This is a genomic window from Niallia circulans (genome assembly GCF_007273535.1).
GTDB classification, from domain to species: domain Bacteria; phylum Bacillota; class Bacilli; order Bacillales; family Cytobacillaceae; genus Niallia; species Niallia circulans_B.
The window spans coordinates 1-13,641 of record NZ_CM017506.1 but is presented as its reverse complement, the minus strand read 5'-3'; the positions used below and the strand labels follow the sequence as shown (position 1 = coordinate 13,641).

Annotated in this window: 20 protein-coding genes; 8 read left to right on the top strand and 12 right to left on the bottom strand. The window is 32.6% G+C overall.

Going from position 1 to position 13,641, the window contains the following annotated elements:
• The first annotated feature begins 13 nt into the window (after positions 1-13).
• The 4 genes from CEQ21_RS00565 to CEQ21_RS00550 all read left to right on the top strand — a co-directional run bounded on the left by CEQ21_RS00565 (position 14) and on the right by CEQ21_RS00550 (position 3,501).
• Complete coding sequence (locus CEQ21_RS00565) at positions 14-1,096, top strand: NAD(P)H-dependent flavin oxidoreductase (protein WP_185762807.1); 1,083 nt, start codon at positions 14-16, stop codon at positions 1,094-1,096.
• A 23-nt stretch (positions 1,097-1,119) separates the two neighbouring features.
• Complete coding sequence (locus tag CEQ21_RS00560; protein WP_185762806.1) at positions 1,120-1,560, top strand: DMT family transporter; 441 nt, start codon at positions 1,120-1,122, stop codon at positions 1,558-1,560.
• 99 nt (positions 1,561-1,659) lie between these two features.
• Positions 1,660-2,592 (top strand): EamA family transporter RarD, encoded by a 933-nt coding sequence (rarD, locus tag CEQ21_RS00555; RefSeq protein ID WP_328593448.1) that lies wholly within the window; start codon positions 1,660-1,662, stop codon positions 2,590-2,592.
• A 66-nt stretch (positions 2,593-2,658) separates the two neighbouring features.
• Positions 2,659-3,501 carry an alpha/beta fold hydrolase gene (locus CEQ21_RS00550; RefSeq protein ID WP_185762805.1) on the top strand — a complete coding sequence of 281 codons (843 nt, stop codon included), beginning with the start codon at positions 2,659-2,661 and terminating at the stop codon, positions 3,499-3,501.
• A 155-nt stretch (positions 3,502-3,656) separates the two neighbouring features.
• On the opposite strand, the gene CEQ21_RS00545 is transcribed toward CEQ21_RS00550, so the two are convergent.
• From CEQ21_RS00545 to CEQ21_RS00515, 7 genes are all read right to left on the bottom strand, one after another.
• Positions 3,657-3,887 (bottom strand): sensor histidine kinase, encoded by a 231-nt coding sequence (locus CEQ21_RS00545; protein ID WP_185762804.1) that lies wholly within the window; start codon positions 3,885-3,887, stop codon positions 3,657-3,659.
• 47 nt (positions 3,888-3,934) lie between these two features.
• Positions 3,935-5,008 carry a WD40/YVTN/BNR-like repeat-containing protein gene (locus tag CEQ21_RS00540; RefSeq protein ID WP_185762803.1) on the bottom strand — a complete coding sequence of 358 codons (1,074 nt, stop codon included), beginning with the start codon at positions 5,006-5,008 and terminating at the stop codon, positions 3,935-3,937.
• Positions 5,009-5,053: 45 nt separating this feature from the next.
• Entirely contained in the window at positions 5,054-5,803 is a 750-nt protein-coding gene (locus tag CEQ21_RS00535) for an SDR family NAD(P)-dependent oxidoreductase (RefSeq protein WP_185762802.1), read from the bottom strand.
• A 272-nt stretch (positions 5,804-6,075) separates the two neighbouring features.
• Positions 6,076-6,384, bottom strand: coding sequence for a DUF3817 domain-containing protein (locus CEQ21_RS00530; RefSeq protein WP_185762801.1), 309 nt, complete (start codon positions 6,382-6,384; stop codon positions 6,076-6,078).
• Positions 6,385-6,463: 79 nt separating this feature from the next.
• Positions 6,464-6,946 carry an anthrone oxygenase family protein gene (locus tag CEQ21_RS00525; RefSeq protein WP_185762800.1) on the bottom strand — a complete coding sequence of 161 codons (483 nt, stop codon included), beginning with the start codon at positions 6,944-6,946 and terminating at the stop codon, positions 6,464-6,466.
• Positions 6,947-7,068: 122 nt separating this feature from the next.
• Positions 7,069-7,497, bottom strand: a complete 429-nt coding sequence (locus CEQ21_RS00520; RefSeq protein WP_185762799.1) for a MarR family winged helix-turn-helix transcriptional regulator — start codon at positions 7,495-7,497, stop codon at positions 7,069-7,071.
• Between the two features lie 148 nt (positions 7,498-7,645).
• Complete coding sequence (locus CEQ21_RS00515; RefSeq protein WP_185762798.1) at positions 7,646-7,942, bottom strand: HesB/YadR/YfhF family protein; 297 nt, start codon at positions 7,940-7,942, stop codon at positions 7,646-7,648.
• A 238-nt stretch (positions 7,943-8,180) separates the two neighbouring features.
• Between CEQ21_RS00515 and CEQ21_RS00510 the strand changes: the two genes are divergently transcribed.
• Entirely contained in the window at positions 8,181-8,552 is a 372-nt protein-coding gene (locus CEQ21_RS00510; RefSeq protein ID WP_185762797.1) for a DUF1516 family protein, read from the top strand.
• 62 nt (positions 8,553-8,614) lie between these two features.
• On the opposite strand, the gene CEQ21_RS00505 is transcribed toward CEQ21_RS00510, so the two are convergent.
• The 5 genes from CEQ21_RS00505 to CEQ21_RS00485 form a co-directional block, all read right to left on the bottom strand.
• The gene (locus CEQ21_RS00505; RefSeq protein ID WP_185762707.1) at positions 8,615-9,034 is read right to left on the bottom strand and encodes a MarR family winged helix-turn-helix transcriptional regulator; all 420 of its coding nucleotides are present in this window, start codon (positions 9,032-9,034) and stop codon (positions 8,615-8,617) included.
• Positions 9,035-9,187: 153 nt separating this feature from the next.
• Positions 9,188-9,742, bottom strand: coding sequence for a TetR/AcrR family transcriptional regulator (locus CEQ21_RS00500; protein ID WP_185762796.1), 555 nt, complete (start codon positions 9,740-9,742; stop codon positions 9,188-9,190).
• A gap of 25 nt (positions 9,743-9,767) precedes the next feature.
• The gene (locus CEQ21_RS00495; RefSeq protein WP_185762847.1) at positions 9,768-10,319 is read right to left on the bottom strand and encodes a thioredoxin family protein; all 552 of its coding nucleotides are present in this window, start codon (positions 10,317-10,319) and stop codon (positions 9,768-9,770) included.
• Between the two features lie 25 nt (positions 10,320-10,344).
• Positions 10,345-10,695 (bottom strand): DoxX family protein, encoded by a 351-nt coding sequence (locus tag CEQ21_RS00490; protein WP_185762846.1) that lies wholly within the window; start codon positions 10,693-10,695, stop codon positions 10,345-10,347.
• Between the two features lie 212 nt (positions 10,696-10,907).
• Positions 10,908-11,456 (bottom strand): TetR/AcrR family transcriptional regulator, encoded by a 549-nt coding sequence (locus CEQ21_RS00485; RefSeq protein WP_185762795.1) that lies wholly within the window; start codon positions 11,454-11,456, stop codon positions 10,908-10,910.
• 146 nt (positions 11,457-11,602) lie between these two features.
• On the opposite strand from CEQ21_RS00485, the gene CEQ21_RS00480 reads away from it, so the two are divergent.
• From CEQ21_RS00480 to CEQ21_RS00470, 3 genes are read left to right on the top strand one after another with little or no spacing between them, the layout of a single operon-like run.
• Positions 11,603-12,163, top strand: coding sequence for an NADPH-dependent FMN reductase (locus CEQ21_RS00480; protein ID WP_185762794.1), 561 nt, complete (start codon positions 11,603-11,605; stop codon positions 12,161-12,163).
• A gap of 18 nt (positions 12,164-12,181) precedes the next feature.
• Complete coding sequence (locus CEQ21_RS00475; RefSeq protein WP_185762793.1) at positions 12,182-13,102, top strand: DsbA family oxidoreductase; 921 nt, start codon at positions 12,182-12,184, stop codon at positions 13,100-13,102.
• Between the two features lie 15 nt (positions 13,103-13,117).
• Complete coding sequence (locus CEQ21_RS00470) at positions 13,118-13,420, top strand: monooxygenase (RefSeq protein WP_185762711.1); 303 nt, start codon at positions 13,118-13,120, stop codon at positions 13,418-13,420.
• Positions 13,421-13,641: the final 221 nt, after the last annotated feature.

Below are 13,641 nucleotides of genomic sequence, written 5' to 3'. Positions count from 1 at the left end.
ACGAGGTGTTCAAATGAAAAAAAATGTCCTTGCAGATCTTTTAAATATTAAGTATCCAATCATACAGGCACCTATGGCTGGTGGAATAACAACATCAAAGCTTGTAGCAGAAGTATCTGAGACAGGTGCTTTAGGAATGATTGGTGCTGGTTATTTAACCCCATACCAATTAAAAAATCAAATAGATGAAATAAGAAGTTTGACTTCAAAGCCATTTGGTGTCAATCTCTTTGTACCACAAAAATTTGAGGTTAACACTCAGGATGTTAATTCAGTTAACCAAATTTTAGATGCAATAAATAAAGAGTTAAATGTTACATATACAGAAGATTTAGTGCTTCCTAACTTTCTTGAAGAGTATGAAAAATTTAATGAACAAATAAAAATTATTATAGACAAGAATATCCCGGTATGTTCTTTTACTTTTGGTATCCCCTCCAAGGAAATAGTCGCTAGCTTACAAAATGCGAATATTATTGTAATCGGCACGGCTACAACAGCAGAAGAAGCAATGGAAGTAGAAAAATCAGGTATAGACATCATTGTCGCACAAGGTGCAGAAGCAGGCGGGCATAGGGGGAGCTTCATCGATGAGTCGGAAGATAGTTTAATTGGCCTCATGTCGCTTGTTCCCCAAGTAGCCGATACTGTTTCCAAACCTGTAGTAGCTGCAGGAGGAATTATGGATGGCAGAGGTTTAATGGCGTCCCTTTGCTTAGGAGCTGTTGGTGTTCAAATGGGTACCGCCTTTTTAACATGTGATGAAAGTGGAGCTCATGATGTACATAAAAATGCCATTCTTAACTCTACTGAAAATCAAACAGTTTTAACTCGCTCTTTTTCCGGCAAATGGTCAAGAGGAATTAGGAATAAATTTATTTTGGATATGCGTGCCCATGAAAACATGTTCCCCGTATATCCTGTCCAAAATAGTTTAACCCAATTAATAAGAAAGGCTTCATCCCTTCAAAATAATAAACACTATATGTCGCTTTGGTCAGGCCAAAGTCCAAGACTAGCAAAAAGACATACTGTAAAATCACTATTTCAAAATATTATAAAAGACGTAAAAGATATAACTTCTAGTTTAAAGTAAACACTAATATTGGAGGATTTTTAATGGCATTTGTTTTAATTTTATTTGCGATACTAGCTGGAATGGCTCTTCCAACCCAGTTTAATGTGAATGCACAATTAAAAACCATAGTAGGATCTCCTATTATAGCTTCAGGGATTTCTTTTACAGTAGGTGCTATATCTTTATTAGTGATTTCCCTATTTAGTAGTGGAATACACATTAAAAAAGATTGGTTGAATGCTCCTTGGTGGATGTGGACAGGAGGAATACTTGGTGCTTTCTACGTACTTGCTACTACAATACTTATGCCTAGAATAGGTGCAGCCGCAACAGTGGGGTATGTATTAGTTGGACAAATTATAATATCTATTCTAATAGATCACTTAGGTCTTATAGGTGCAACAACTCAAACATTAAGTTTTCCTAGAATATTAGGAGCTGTGTTAGTTGTTATTGGAGTCATTTTAGTACAAAAATTCTAATTTTTCAAAACTATATGTCCTTTTAGCGAGAAAAAAGTATGTAATTTTAGAAGTTGGAAGCCATACTGTAGTGATAAATGACAATTGAAAGTAGGTATAATGATGAAGGATAACCAAATTAAAACAGGAGTTCTATATGCTGCTTTATCTTATTTGTTTTGGGGTCTACTTCCAATATATTGGAAACTCCTGCAAGGATTAGGTGCAGTTGAAATTCTAGCTAATCGAGTGCTATGGTCTTTTGTATTTATGGTATTCCTAATGCTAGTAACAAAAAAATGGAAAGAGATTACTACGTTGCTTCGTAGCTTTAGGGCAAATAAAAAACAAGGATTTATGTTGTTTCTTGCATCATTGCTAGTAAGCTGTAATTGGTTTATCTATATCTGGGCAGTTAATGCAGGACAAATTATTGAAACTAGCATTGGCTATTATATTAACCCTTTAGTAAGCGTCTTGCTTGGCATGATAGCTCTGAAGGAAAAATTAACGAAAATGCAATGTATTTCTGTAGGGTTAGCAACTATTGGTGTACTTATTTTGACCATTTCTCATGGAAACATTCCTTGGATTGCATTATCTTTGGCACTCACCTTTGGCTTGTATGGGTTGGCTAAAAAGCTTATTCCCCTTGAAGCTGGGGTTGGTCTTACTTTAGAAACTCTATTTATAACACCATTCGCTTTAATTTATCTTGTTTACTTATTTATAAATGAAGACCATGTTTTTCTTGCCGTTTCACCAGGTTTAGATATACTAATAATTCTTTCAGGTATTTTCACAGCAGTACCGTTGCTCTTTTTCACTAAGGGTGCCCAAAGACTCCCTCTGTCCATGCTCGGATTTATTCAGTACTTATCACCTACAATTGCACTGATTTTAGGTGTTTTTATTTACCATGAATCATTTACATCAGCCCATTTATTATCTTTACTTTTCATTTGGACAGCATTAACCATTTATTCCTTTTCAAAGACAAAGTTATTTTCTCAGACAAGCAGATTTAAAAGGAAGAAAGGTGCAAAAATTTAAATAAATTTGGATATTTTCTGAAAAACTAATTCGGAAATTTAAAAACATTAATATAGGAGGAGCATTATGACAAAATACTTCAAAATCAAAGTTAATAATGAACAAATTTTCTATAGAGAAGCTGGAGATAAAAATAATCCAACATTATTATTACTACATGGCTTTCCTTCCGCTAGCCACATGTTCAGGGATTTAATACCTGAATTAGAACATCATTTTCATATCATAGCACCAGACTATCCTGGCTTTGGTAATAGTTCTTCCCCATCCAGAGAACAGTTTGAATACACTTTTCATAACATCTCAACAATCATAGAATCATTCTTAGAAGTATTAGAAATCAATCAATATTATATGTTTGTATTTGATTATGGAGCACCTATTGGTTTCAGAATGGCATTACGAAAACCAGAGAAAATATTAGGAATCGTTAGTCAGAATGGAAATATATATGAAGAAGGGCTTGGGCCAAAATGGGAAACAAGAAAAGATTTTTGGAAGAACCCTACAAATGAAAAACGTGACAGTTATCGAACAGCGTTTTCTAGAGAAACCATTATAGGACAGTACACAGAAGGAACTAAAGAAGGTAGTGTATCTCCAGATGGCTATACGCTTGATATTGCCTATACTCATAATGAAGATTATGCAAATAAACAACTAGATTTGATTTACGATTACCAAAATAATGTTAAAATGTATCCAGATTTCCAAAGATACCTTAGAGAAAATCAACCAAAACTCTTAGCTGTTTGGGGGAAGAATGACCCTTCTTTCATATACCCTGGAGCAGAAGCATTCAAAAAAGACGTTAAAAATGCTGTAGTACACTTAGTTGATAGCGGACATTTTGCATTAGAAACACATTATAAGGAAATTGGAAAACTGATTAGAGAAAGTTTTAAATAATAACAACAAGAAGAAAGAACCTGTTTTGTCTCAAACGTCAGGTTCTTTATTTGAAAGCTTAGGATATCAGACTAGATAATATTTTCTCGTGAGCTCGGTAGAGTTAATGTTATTTGTGTGCCCTGTCCCACTTGGCTTTTAACTTCAACTCCTCCTCAATGGCCCTTAATTATTTGTTTTACGATAGCCATACCAAGACCGGCGCCACCACTAAGCGTACCAGTAGAAGTTCCCCGATAATAGCGATCAAATATTCTTGATATCACCTCTTCATCCATTCCAATCCCATTATCTTTAATCTTTATTTCAGACATATCTCCTTTACTTACTTCTAATTCAATTTGCGTTCCTTCAGGATTGTGAGATAATAAATTTTTTAAAATCATTTATGTCTTTCTTAAAGTAATACAAAAGAATTCCTATATATATCTATTTACTCAATCACAAGCATGTCGTAAGGGTGTTGTGTTATAAAACTTTGTTGCCAAGGAATTTCAAGAGAATTCCAATTTAAACCGCCATCCACAGAAATAAATACACCTTTATTACTAAATAGATAAAAATCCCCTTCTTTTGAAACCTTCATTACAGGTATTAACGTTCCTTTAGAATCAGGTAATCCAGTAGTGCTAATTTTCCAGGGTTGATTTTTTTCTTTTCTATAAATAAATGATTCGCAATTCCCGTTTTCATACTCATGTGCAGCAAAGGGATTTGAAGACGTAGCAATAATAATATTATCCGAATCAGCCGGATTCACCGCCATTTGATAAGCATAATGATGTGTTAGACCCTCAGTAATATAGTGCCATGTCTTACCTCCATCTTTACTTTCTGCATACTCATGACCTTCTTCTTTCAAGAACGAATCACCCAAAACTGCATATAAACGATTAGGATTTTTTAGATGCGACTTAATTACATGTATATCCTGGGGATAATCTTCTTCTTTCTCTTCGGTCCAAGTAATACCACCATCAATACTCTTGATTAGTCCCCCTACTTCAATTGTTGTATAGATAGTTTGTGGATTAGAAGCATCAATTTCAATATGTTTAACATGGTGAGTATCGGTTCTTTGGGGGAAGAACCAAGATGGATAAGAAGGGATTTGACGATAGTCCTTTAGCAGCTCAAAATGGTCTCCTCCATCTTTTGATATAAACATAGCGCTTGGTTCAGTGCCTACGTATACTATTCCGTTACCGTCTTCGCCATTTAAGGAAGATACAGCGACAGCCGTTACTGAACTCATTTTACTAGCATGAAGTGAATACGAATCACCAAACGAATATAATGTACCTATCGCTTCCCATGAGCTACCTCCATCTAAGCTCCTCCATAACCCTCTGTCAAAAGTTCCACAATAAAGTCGAGCCGGATTATTTGGATCACACGCTAATGTAATTGGATTAGCACCTTTAAACTGGTTACTTATCTTCCATGTTGATCCTTTTCTTTCTGCTACTATAAGTTCTCTATCAAATGCTAATAACAATTTTTTCATTAAAATCAACTCCTCTTCTATCTTATTTATTTCATATTGAAATTTTTAATTATTCATTTCCATGCCTCCAGATACGGGAGCATAAGTTCCTGTAATGAAAGCACTTTGATCACTTACAAAAAACAATACGGCGCTTGCAACGTCTTCAGCCTTAGCGATTCTACCTAATGGAGTAAATTCCGAAACCTTCTCAATTTCTTCTACCTGAATATGTTTAGTAGCTTCTGTTTTCACCATAGAAGGTGCTACTGTATTCGCAGTAATATTATAAGGTCCTAACTCCTGAGCTAAATATTTCACAAAAGAATTAAGTGCTCCTTTTGCTACTCCATGAGCAATAAAGTTAGGCATAGGTTGATGACTTAAGCTACTAGAGATATACACTAACTTTCCATACCTTTGTTCTTTCATAAATGGTAGAACTGACTTTGTTGCAATAAAAGCTGCCTTAATTTCTCCTTCTAGCTTAGGTTTAAAATCATCCCAATCCATTTCCGATAAAGGTTTCATAGCAAACCCAATTGCTGCATTGTTCACTAGCACATCTATTTTTCCGAATTTTAAAAGAGTTTCATTTACTAGAGATTGCATTTGATCATAACTTCTGACATCTGCTTTTATTGCTATAGCTTCACCACCTTTTGAAGTAATGGATTCTACAACTTTCTGTGCTGCCTTCTTATTACTGGCATAGTTTATAACTACTTTTGCTCCATATTTAGCCAATAACCTTGCAGTTTCAGCTCCAATTCCTCGACTTGCTCCTGTTATGATCGTTACTTTTCCATTCATCATTCATTTTCCACTCCTTAATAAGTATTAAAAAGACTATACTGAGAAATTTTCATGCCATAGCATGCAAATTATAAAATTATTTACTACTAAATTAATTTCTAAGTAACCTCTTTAAATAGGAATGTGCAATTCCAGTTAGATTGTTATAAATTCATATACCTTAAAAATAAGAAAATCATCAATATATATATGCTATAACATATATATTGATGATATAATTGTAAATTGTCAATTTTCAACCAAGTTTCATATTTCCTAATTGTTTTTTTAGGTTATACGAACTTCTCTTTATGAATATGCTTTTTGAGATATAGATCTAAAATGTAATTTCCAAACGGAATAAATGTAACTACTATAGATATTAAAAACCACCATATTGACCACTTTACTATATAAGTTGTCCAAATCACTACCAAGATATAACAAACAAAAAATATACCATGAAATACGCCAACATATTGAACTGGTTGGGGAATGTTTGCTAAATATTTCAATGGCATTGCAATAAACAATAAAACCAATAATGAAGTTCCACCAATAAAACTAACTACTCTAAAAAAATTTAATGTTCTTATCTTCATTAAATTATCCTCTTTTTAATAATATATTTTTATTTTTACATTTCATTTCTATCATTAATCTAAAAATTTTAATATCCAATTATCCAATAAATATAGCTATTAATAACCCTGTAACGCTTAATAAACATGTAAGCGTGCGAAGGTTATTTAAGGAAGTCCAACGAGATTCGAAAGAACTTCTAAGTTTAATCCAGCCAAGTTCATCCGTAGGTAATTCTGCAGATATAATTGCTTTATTGAGTGGTAAGTTGCCTAAAAAAGTTATCAACAAGGTAGATATATAACCAATTAAAGCCAATACATAAAAAATTGTTCCTGCTAATTGATTAACATAAACAACAATAACTAAAATAATTTGTGCTATAAGAGCAAAGTTGGAAATTAGGAGAAAAACTATATTATCAACAGAGGAGTTAAGTTTTCTAACGGCAAGAACAAAAGTACGATCATCCGTTTGCTTTAAGCCAGGCATTACCGAGTTGCCGTATGCAAATACAGTTCCAGTAACAATTCCAGTTGTTACAACAGCCAGAAATGCTGAAACATTAAATAATAAATCCATGTATTTTACCATCTCCTTACTTAAATAGTATCGCTTTTGAGAAACTTTCTGTACCTTTAAACAATCTTTATTTCATAGGTAATCCTGAACAGAATTCTATATGCTAATCTTTCCTCACCTACTTATATGTCCTCCAAATTTAATTTCATCTTCTCAAGAAGAACTAGTAAATTTTCAATATCTTCTTCATTAAAATTGCTAAACAATTTTTTGTTAAATTCATTTATTTTCTTTTTGCACTGCAAAGTTGCCTTTTTACCTTTTGGAGTAATTCTAACCATCATTTCTCTATTATTTAACGGATTTCGCTCTCTAATAATATATTCCTCATCCTCCAATACTTTTAAATGTCTAGTAATAGCTGCATTATCAATTTTGACTATTTTTTGCAAGTTTGTTTGAGTATGGAATCTATTATCAAGTAATTTAAAAAGCAACTCAAATTTTGTGAAATTAAAACTACTAACTCTTGAAAATTTCAAAGACAATTGGTTGCTAAGCTTACTCAACAATAAGGTGGTTTTATAGTCATCTAGATGGATACTCTCCAAGGGATTTCTCTCCTTTCTAATACCCTAATTACATGCTATAGCATACATAGAGCAATACAACTTTTGATAAGGTAACACTGAACAAGAAAAATATTTCCCTAAGCATTGGTTACTGAAAAGTTTTCAACTACATTAATTTCTTTGTTTTTTAAGGTCTTAGATACTTATATTCCAATTCATCTTTATCCGCATTATAATCGACATATAAATTGTGACCATTGAAAAACCATAGATCTGCTTCTTCTACAAAAAACGTTATTTCACCTGCTACTGTATACACAGTAACATCTCTAGGACTGTTATCAATTGTAAAGGCTAGTGCATAACCTTCTTGAATAGGACTTGTTCCGTAAATTTGGGTAAAAAACCTTACTTTATTCCCCTCCTCTAAACCTACTTCTTCTACAAACCATTGCAATGCCTTTTCACTTATCTCGATATTCATTTTTTCAAACCAACTCCAATTATCGTTATACAATTATTTTATAATATAAATACTTAGTTTCCATCCATTACTTCTATCTGCTTCAAGGTCACTGTAATATCTTATCTACATTACATTATTATCAAATCTTGACAGCCGATATTATTAATAATAGTATATATGCTATAGCATGTATACTATTATGCTTAGAATTTAATAGCGTTTAATAAGAAAAGGTATCTTAGAAAGGAGTTGAAAAATGAATTTCTTCCAAAACAATGTGAATATTTTTAGTGGAATGCATCAAGGTTCTTGGGCATTACTTTTCATTCTGTTTTTTGTAACATACTTTCTATATATTAAAACAAAAAACAGACTAGCAACTATTATGCATATGATACTTAGATTGTTTTATGTTATCATGCTTTTTTCAGGAGCCGGATTGGTTATAGCATATGACTACGTAACTTTCTATGTAATTAAGGGAATAATCGCAGTTATAATGGTAGCATTAATGGAAATTAGCTGTGTGAGGGCCAAAAAAGGGAAAAACAATTTGTACGCTTTTTATAGTGGTAGTGCCTTATTAATTGTTGTTATCTTAATGGGCTTCCGTGTTATTTCCTTTTGATACAAAGTAAAGTTTCGCAAATATCTCTAACCAAAGGTTAGAGATTTTTTTTATAAGAGTGACTAATATCTGGTGTCCCATAATTTATTTAGTAACTCTTTTAGATTTTGTATTTCTTTATCACTTAAATTATTCGTTACAGACTTATGAGCATCAATAACTACTGGTAATATTTTGTTTTTTATCTCATGTCCCTTTTCAGTTAAGAAAAGGTTTTGAGAACGTTTATCTTGAGTATTGTGTTTTTTTTGTACAATTTCTTTTTTCTCCATTGACTGTATCATTCTTGCTACTGTGGTCTGATCTTTATCAATAGCTGCTGCCAATTCTTTTTGTGTTGTCCCTTCATGTTTACTAAGCACACTAATGATTCCCCATTGCTCCGGAGTAACTTCGAAGGGCTTTAATCTCTTGGTAAAATAATTAGTCATCTTTACATCTGTTCGATGAACAAGATAGCCAATTAAATCATGTAACTCCATATTCCACCTCTATAAAATTATATTAACAATAAAACACCAAAATTTTATTGAACTAAATGCTATCGCATGTATGTAGGGTACCATACAACTATGTTTTGTCAACAAATTAATATATATTTTTCCAAAAGAAAAAGCTGCTAATTGCAGCTCTTCTTATAATGATATAAATTTATTATCCAGAATGTTGCTAATTAAACTACTAATAGGAACATTGCATGATGCTGGTGATACGAAACAAACATCTGCTACTCCGTAAATTCCCCAGCTTAAAAACGTTGCTTCTATAAAACAGCTTGGCTTTTCCCCATGCTTTTTTACTAATAGACAATATAAAGCATCGGTTAATTCCTGTTTAATATCTGGTTCGCAATAGGTTTTAAATATATTGAGATTATCTCCTAATAATTGAAAAATTCTTGTTCTTAGATTACTAATAGCCTGTACTGCTAATATTAAAGTCTCTTCATCAATAGAATCTTGTTTCTTTATATCTTTAAACTGTCCTTTTATCAAAATTTCTTTACTTATATAGCTTATAAGATCTTGTTTATCACCAAAATGGCTATAAAATGTAGAACGGTTAATGTTCGCAGTAACCGTTATATCCTTAACCGATATTCCATCAATATTTTTATCCTTTGAAAGATTAAAGAATGCATCAACAATTAACTGTCTAGTCCTTTGTACACGAGGGTCTAGTCTTTCCATCCTTAACTCCCTTGACGCAATATTTTCACCCTTTTTCAAGTTTTATAATATTAAGTAACGCCTCTTTAAAACTATTGTAAATATAAAACCAAATTTTCTCGTCTTTAGTATATCGTTTCCTTAAATCCATTATAGCTTCTCTTTGTTCTTCTTCAGAAAGGTTTCCTTCTCTTATACCATCCACAATTGCTTGAACCTCTGGAGCCCGTGGTCCCCATCTTCCTATTAGTTCACCTTGTGTATTTAAAAACAAAACGATTGGTATAGCACGACCATTATTTGTTAAATGACGATCAATTAAATCTGTATCTTTATCTCTTGATACAACTTTCATCTCATGGTTTGATTCTTCTGCTATCTTACGAATAATTGGATTTATCACCATTGCATCGCCACACCAATCTTCTGTTATGACTAAAAATTGAAGTTGATGTTTCTCCAGCTCAGTAGAAAATCCATCAGCTGGTAATGTAAAACGCTCATATATCGAAAAACTTTCGGCCTTTAATGTACTCATATCATTCATATACTGTTGAATAGATAATCCTTCTTCGAAATACTGTTGCTCCGTTTTCACCATAGCACCTTCTCACCATGAATTATTAAAAAATATAAAATGAACTTACAGCTATACTTAAAATCATTAAAATTATTGCTGGAACTGACTTTTTAAATGGGTCTTTTACTATTACTAATAAAGTAAGTGCTGCAACAAACATAGTTCCCCCTAATAGTAATCCTGCAAATACAGCAACGTAAGGAACCCAAATACCAATTAACATACCAAGAGCACCTATTATTTCAAAAGCACCAGTAAGAAAATTAAAAATAGATGGAAAACCAAACCGCTTAAATTCTTCAGCCATTTTTCCGGAAATTATTTTGGTTCCGGTCATTATAAAAAATAAAAATAATAATACTTGAACAACGTTTACTAAAATAGAAATAGTAATCACATCTTTCTTCTATAGAATAAATACATGCTACAGCATATATTTTGTAGATACTCACTTTTTTTAGCTTTAAATAACAGTTAAACTATTCGTCACCTTTACTCCCTCCTATTTTTCGTTACACTAAACATAACATTTATACCGATATAAATGCCATAGCATATATATATTGATTTATTTTATGCTAAATGTCAAATCGATTACTTATTACTTTACATATAAAACCCTCTAGATAAATTAGGAATAACCAATTTAATATACTCTTCCGGTGGTAATTCACTATTTTTATTCCAATCAATAGCAGCTCCATATATTCCCCAACTCAACATAACTGAAGCAACTCTATTTTTTTCTTCTCTCTCACTTTGCCTTTGTAACATTTTATAAAAGATAATCTCTAGTTGTTCCTTGATTATTCGTGCTATCGTGTCTTCATATCCATTATGGCAACGACTTGATAAAGAACAATGGAAGCTAGTTATAGCTAAAAATATGTTCACTATTACTTCTTCTTTTAGTTCATAATCCTTTATTAATTCATCATTTAAGTTAATTAGGAATACTTCAGACAAGACCTTCTCTAATAAATCATATTTATCTACAAAATGATAATAAAACGTTGCTCTGTTAATCATAGCCTCTGTTGTAATATCTTTGACGGTAATATCCTTGAAGTCTTTTTTCTCTGATATCATCATAAATGCATCCATAATTGATTTACGAGTGCGAATATATCGCAAATCTTTTTTTACTTCCGTCATTTTAATCTCCTCCTTTTTTAGACAAATAATTGAATATGTCGTATATACGATAAATGACAACATCTATTGGTATTGTTGTTATTTATTATGTACTAAGATAATGTCGTAATCAACTTTACAAACTAACTTTGAAGGAGAGATATAAAATGTTAAACATTGGAATTATAACTGGAAGTACAAGAGAAGTAAGAGTTGGAGATCAAGTAGCTGAATGGGTTAAAGGGTTGGCAGACCAAAGAACAGATGCTACTTTTGAAATTGTAGACATTAAAGATTTCAACCTGCCACTTTATAATGAACCAGTCCCTGCTGCTTTCACAAATGATTATCAAACACCAGAAGCAAAACCATGGTCTAAGAAGATAAATGAATTAGATGGTTTTGTTTTTGTAACACCAGAGTACAACCGTAATATCACTTCTGCTTTAAAAAATGCAATCGATTATCTAAGTGCTGAATTCCATAATAAAGCTGCAGGAATTGTAAGTTATGGATCAGCTGGCGGTACTACAGCAGCAAATCAACTTAGATTAGTACTATCAGTTCCTCAAGTGGCTACAGTATCAACGCAACCAGCTTTGAGTATTTTTACTGATTTTGAAAACATGAATAAGTTTACACCTGGAGACTTTCATCAACAAACTGTACAAACTATGTTAGACCAAGTTGTATCATGGTCTTCTGCTTTAAAAACAATTAGAAAGTAAAGGAGTGAATAAGGTCTTATGGACAAAAATCCTATGGCTTGTGATTTAGAAACAGGAATTTGTGGTGTACCTGGTAATGATGATATGGAAGTAATTGATTTAAATCATTCCAATAAAAATATTGATTTATATTACGTAACAGATCCTATTTGCTCTCATTGTTGGGCACTTGAACCTACACTTCGCCGTTTCATATCTCAATATGGTCACTACTTTAATTTCCATACTGTTATGGGAGGACTATTAGAGAAATGGGAAGACTTTGGTGATGCTGCAAATGGTATTTCTAAACCTTCCGACGTTGCAGAACATTGGAAAGAAGTGGGTGTACACAGCCGAATGCCAATAGATGGATCTCTTTGGGTGGACAACCCTATTCAATCTTCTTTCCCACCATCTAGAGTATATAAGGTTTTACAACAAAGAGATAAATCCTTAGCAAATGCATTTTTACGTCGTGCGAGGGAATCCGTATTTGCTTTCAATCTGAATATAGGGGATCAAGCTGTCCTCATTGATATAGTGAATAAGTTAGGACTTGATGGTGCATCCATTGTGGAGGAAGCACAAAAAGAAACTGGACGAAATCTCCTTAAAGAAGACTTCAGACTAGCTGCTAGTTTGGGTGTAAGAGGATTCCCTACTATTATCATGGTTAATCAAGAAAATAAAGGTGTCAAGATTGTTGGAGCACGTCAACTAGAATATTATATAGACGGTTTAAAACAAGCACTCGATCAAGAAAATATTCAACCTAAGGTTCAACCTAAACTTTCTGACCTATTGAAGGAAGAAAAGGTATTATTCTCGAAAGAAATCGAAGTCATGTACGATATTGATCAAGCAGAATTATCATCATTTGTTAAAAAGGAACTTTCTTCTGAAAGCTATATTCAAAAAGAAATACTAGGTGAGTCCTATTTTCTACAAGCAGATTAATTAGGAGAGAATATAATGTCATATATTTTACAGGTTGATTTTAAGATGCAAGGTCCCTTTGGAGATGAGATGGCCCAGGCTTTTTCCGGTCTGGCGGAAAGCATTAACAAAGAAGAAGGATTTCTTTGGAAGATTTGGACGGAGAATCAGGAAACAAGTGAAGCTGGAGGCATCTATTGCTTTCAAACAAAAGAAAACGCTGCTAACTATTTAGAAATGCATACTAAACGATTAGTTGATTTAGGAGTAAATGATATAAACGCAAAGATTTTCTCCATTAATTCTAAATTAACTAAAATAACAAAAGGTTTATATTAGATCCCAACATATCAAGTAGATAAAATGAATTGATAATAAAACCTTTTTCTCATAGTGTTACACCCCGAAATTTAGAGTTAAAATTTAACTTCGGGGTGTTTTTTTGGCTAAATGTCCGAACTTTAAACTGAAAATTGGTTCAAAGATTTGAAAAGTACTTGCTTTGAGTTATGAATGATTATAATACTGTATTCCCGGGTGGGTTAGTCGTATTTATTGTG

Excerpts from the sequence above, each read along its gene's own strand:
- CEQ21_RS00565 (WP_185762807.1), top strand. The coding sequence starts at position 14 with ATGAAAAAAAATGTCCTTGCAGATCTTTTAAATATTAAGTATCCAATC.
- CEQ21_RS00560 (WP_185762806.1), top strand. The coding sequence starts at position 1,120 with ATGGCATTTGTTTTAATTTTATTTGCGATACTAGCTGGAATGGCTCTT.
- rarD (WP_328593448.1), top strand. The coding sequence starts at position 1,660 with ATGATGAAGGATAACCAAATTAAAACAGGAGTTCTATATGCTGCTTTA.
- CEQ21_RS00550 (WP_185762805.1), top strand. The coding sequence starts at position 2,659 with ATGACAAAATACTTCAAAATCAAAGTTAATAATGAACAAATTTTCTAT.
- CEQ21_RS00545 (WP_185762804.1), bottom strand. The coding sequence starts at position 3,887 with ATGATTTTAAAAAATTTATTATCTCACAATCCTGAAGGAACGCAAATT.
- CEQ21_RS00540 (WP_185762803.1), bottom strand. The coding sequence starts at position 5,008 with ATGAAAAAATTGTTATTAGCATTTGATAGAGAACTTATAGTAGCAGAA.
- CEQ21_RS00535 (WP_185762802.1), bottom strand. The coding sequence starts at position 5,803 with ATGATGAATGGAAAAGTAACGATCATAACAGGAGCAAGTCGAGGAATT.
- CEQ21_RS00530 (WP_185762801.1), bottom strand. The coding sequence starts at position 6,384 with ATGAAGATAAGAACATTAAATTTTTTTAGAGTAGTTAGTTTTATTGGT.
- CEQ21_RS00525 (WP_185762800.1), bottom strand. The coding sequence starts at position 6,946 with ATGGATTTATTATTTAATGTTTCAGCATTTCTGGCTGTTGTAACAACT.
- CEQ21_RS00515 (WP_185762798.1), bottom strand. The coding sequence starts at position 7,942 with ATGAATATCGAGATAAGTGAAAAGGCATTGCAATGGTTTGTAGAAGAA.
- CEQ21_RS00510 (WP_185762797.1), top strand. The coding sequence starts at position 8,181 with ATGAATTTCTTCCAAAACAATGTGAATATTTTTAGTGGAATGCATCAA.
- CEQ21_RS00505 (WP_185762707.1), bottom strand. The coding sequence starts at position 9,034 with ATGGAGTTACATGATTTAATTGGCTATCTTGTTCATCGAACAGATGTA.
- CEQ21_RS00500 (WP_185762796.1), bottom strand. The coding sequence starts at position 9,742 with ATGGAAAGACTAGACCCTCGTGTACAAAGGACTAGACAGTTAATTGTT.
- CEQ21_RS00485 (WP_185762795.1), bottom strand. The coding sequence starts at position 11,456 with ATGACGGAAGTAAAAAAAGATTTGCGATATATTCGCACTCGTAAATCA.
- CEQ21_RS00480 (WP_185762794.1), top strand. The coding sequence starts at position 11,603 with ATGTTAAACATTGGAATTATAACTGGAAGTACAAGAGAAGTAAGAGTT.
- CEQ21_RS00475 (WP_185762793.1), top strand. The coding sequence starts at position 12,182 with ATGGACAAAAATCCTATGGCTTGTGATTTAGAAACAGGAATTTGTGGT.
- CEQ21_RS00470 (WP_185762711.1), top strand. The coding sequence starts at position 13,118 with ATGTCATATATTTTACAGGTTGATTTTAAGATGCAAGGTCCCTTTGGA.